At 33.0% G+C, this 3,637-nt stretch carries 1 protein-coding gene; it reads left to right on the top strand.

Going from position 1 to position 3,637, the window contains the following annotated elements; genetic code table 11:
- Positions 1 to 2,259: 2,259 nt before the first annotated feature.
- Positions 2,260 to 3,429: a replication initiation protein gene (locus G548_RS18910; protein WP_022795279.1), complete on the top strand. Its 1,170-nt coding sequence runs from the start codon at positions 2,260 to 2,262 to the stop codon at positions 3,427 to 3,429.
- Positions 3,430 to 3,637: the final 208 nt, after the last annotated feature.

The raw sequence follows: 3,637 nt of genomic DNA on the forward strand, positions 1-3,637 counted from the left end.
GAAAGCCACCGGATGAAAAACCGGCAGCGAATATTTTCAACAAAAGTGTAAACAGGAAATGAGCAAAAAGTGTAAAATTCGACTTGACGTCTACATACCAAAGTATCTTGGTTCATCTTATTTTTAAGTGCTATAGAGAAAGGTCAAGCTTATATATTAATTTGGAAGTGTTTCCCCGGATCTGTCAATTTGATATCCATGTCTACCTTTATATAGAGCGAATGATCAAAGAGATTCCGCTGATCTAACATAGCTGTCCCCCACACATCACATACAATCCATTCGCCACCCCTGCTGAAACTCTTGAGTAACCGTCTGATACAGAGACGACTAGTAGGGATCACATGCCTTTTATAAAAAAATAGAAATATTGCTACTATTTTACTATAAAACAAAGCAAATCATCTATTCCTTTATTATTACTGGTTTGCCAACGTTCAAGTAAAAACGTTTAACTGCGCTTTTTTTGCATAACGACCCTTATCGGAATCTCTCCTTTAATATATATCTAAAATATTCCTTATCACAATACAAACTATTACAAATACGTTTCAGTTTATGTAATAGTTTAAATAAATGTTTTTTTATTCAATATAACTTAGTAATTCTTCAATAAGTCACTAGTTCTTGCTTAAATTCTATTTTAGGCAAATATAAAATGAATTCTCAAATAAAAAATACATAAACATAAACGTAACAGTTTCATGAATATATTATGTTTTCTTTTATTTTAATGAATTAAAACACTGTTATTTGATATTTAGAAATCAAGAATAATTATTTAGTTAGAACTTCGTTATCTAATACTAATTCTTTTATGTGTAATATTTATTAACGAGAGCCTAAAATATTTTATGTAAACGAGCGAGCACGAAAAAAAGTTTTTTAGTGGCTCGGGGCCAAACACAGAGGCACCTACTCTACTCAGGAATAACCTTCATGAAGTAAGCTAAAATATAGAGGCTGTTGTCGGCAACTTTCCTCTTTCAATTGAAATTTCTGCAGTTATTAATTCTGGCGCGTGCCGAGAATCCATGGCCGGCTCATATGTGCACTAAAGAAAAAGAGAGCGGACGATCACCCTTTTCTTAACAACCAACAGATGCCCTCACAAGTGGAATTCTAAAAAATATTTATTTCCGGTGACGTTATTTTTTCTGTATTTGTTTATTCGGTCTCCTAACGAATAAATCTTTTTTGCCATCTGAGGTTGAACAAATCTCTCTAACTCCTGGACCTCTATCACATTAGAAATTCTCTCCTGATATTGTATTTTTTCATTCTCAATTACAATAATAAGTCACTAACTAATGGCTTTTTTCTATATGATTGATTACTTATTATATTTTTCCCTCATAAACTATTACATAAACTAAAACGTTTTTGTAATAGTTTAATTATAGCTTTTATTATTTAAGTACTCCCTACCTTTGGATGGCATTCTATATAACTTACTAAGTTTTTAATATCATATTAGATCTTCTCAAAGTCCATCATGAAAGACATAATAGTTGAATATTTAAGTAAACATAAACGTAACAGTTTTATTAATATATTATGTTTACTTTTTATAATTTAATCATTGCTGTCTAATATTAGAAGTTATGACATATTAATTCTCTGGACGAAGGGTGTTTTCTTAAAATTCACTCCTCGATGTGTAATAGTTATTAGTAACACATGCATTTTATAATTGGCATTTAAATTTATATTCAGATTGTTCTTCGAAAGATTAAATAAATTATTTCAACATTTATACTATGTCTATTATTACTGAAACATTTACGTAAATGTAATTACAAATTTACACATTTATAACTTTTAAACTCCTAAATGTGTAATAGTTAGAGACATATAATTCACAAAAGTTGACTCCTCACTTTGTAATAGTTGAACTCCCCAATGTGTAATAGTTACTCCTCAATGTGTAATAGTTCACTCCCCTAATTGTAATAGTTCACTCCTCAATGTGTAATAGTTAGACTCCCTTAATTGTAATAGTTCACTCCCCAATGTGTAATAGTTCACTCCTCAATGTGTAATAGTTCAAAGTTGAAACCCTTGATACAACGGGCCTACAGAGCTCTCTAATTATTAATCATTGTAATTTAGTTGCTAAATAAATAAACGATGTAAACAACAAGGTGAAAAATTAAATAATGTTGTTACATCGAATAACTATTACAAAAAGAGGAGTAGACAGAAGAGATAAGCAGTAATTATAATTAACTTACTAATAACTGGGAGGAGTGAAGCGGCATGGTGAGCGAACAGATGGATTTACCTGGAGTCTCTGAAATATCGCCTGAGCATACAGTCACACAGTCCAACGATCTCATCATGTCCCGCCAAGATCTCACTATTCAAGAACGTCGGATCATTTATGCCTTTGCTTCGTTAATACATAAAGAAGATAACGATTTTAAAATACATAGAGTAAAAGTAAAGGATATCGCCGATATTCTCGGTATTCAGACCAAAAACTATTACCGAAAAGTACAGAACATCGTCCTCGGTTTGCAACAGAAAGGCGCATATATCCAAAAAGAAAAATCGGAATTATACGTAAATTGGGTAGCGTCAAGCGAATATTTTCACGGTCAGGGATGCGTGGAGCTCGAATTTTCTCAAAAAATGAAACCTTATTTATTAGAATTAAAACAACGCTTTACGCCATTCAAATTAAGGAACGTCCTTCGATTGCGAAGCGAGTATTCGATGCGTATGTACGAGTTGTTAAAAAAAGACGAATTTCGCCACCAGGTGAGTTACTCCATTCCAGAACTTCGGCAGCTATTAAATATCGAAGAAGGAAAATATGAACCTTATGCCAATTTCAAAAATCGCATTCTTAAAAAAGCCCAAGAGGAATTAGAAAATTACACGGACTTAACGTTTTCATATGTAGAAATCAAAGAAGGAAGAAAGGTAGCAGCTTTAACGTTTGCCATCCAACCTAATGACAAATACGTCGAAAATGTAATCGAAGAGAACGATAACAATGAAATCATTCAGTTGCTCATTACGTATGGAATTGACGAAAAACAAGCAAAAAAACTTTTGACCGAGCATGAAAAAGACAAAGTTATTCGAAACATCGAACACATTGCTTCTCAAAATGAAAACCAGTTTCATAATTTAGCCGGGGCGTTAATAGATGCGATACGGAAAGATTATGCAGCCAGCCAAACACTTCCCTTCGAATCATCAATTGCTGATATCGAGTACGGAGAGAAGAATCTTCCAGAACCTAAAAAGGCGGAACTAATTGTAAAAGATCTTATTAAAAAGTACTCAGGAAATAATTCCGGTCCGATTCCAAAATGGATGGTTGAAGATGAATTAGAACGACGGTTAAATGAAGAAGGATATTCTAATCAGGAGCTCGAGACTGCAAAAAATCATTGGCTACCTTATTTAACAAAATAAATAATAAAGAAAGGCGTTCGGTATATTAATATGCTGAACGCTTTTCTTATACTTAAATATGGATCTTTGAAAAAACAATAACGTAAACTGAAACATTTCAGTTTACGTTATTGCAGATTGTAGACAAAGGCCTCCGAAAATGAATTTCGGAGGCCTTTGTTTGTGCCATTGAGGGAAAAAGAAGCATCCAACGGCCGGCGCACGTCTG

The organism is Marinococcus halotolerans DSM 16375 (assembly GCF_000420725.1).
Classification (GTDB): Bacteria; Bacillota; Bacilli; order Bacillales; family Marinococcaceae; genus Marinococcus; species Marinococcus halotolerans.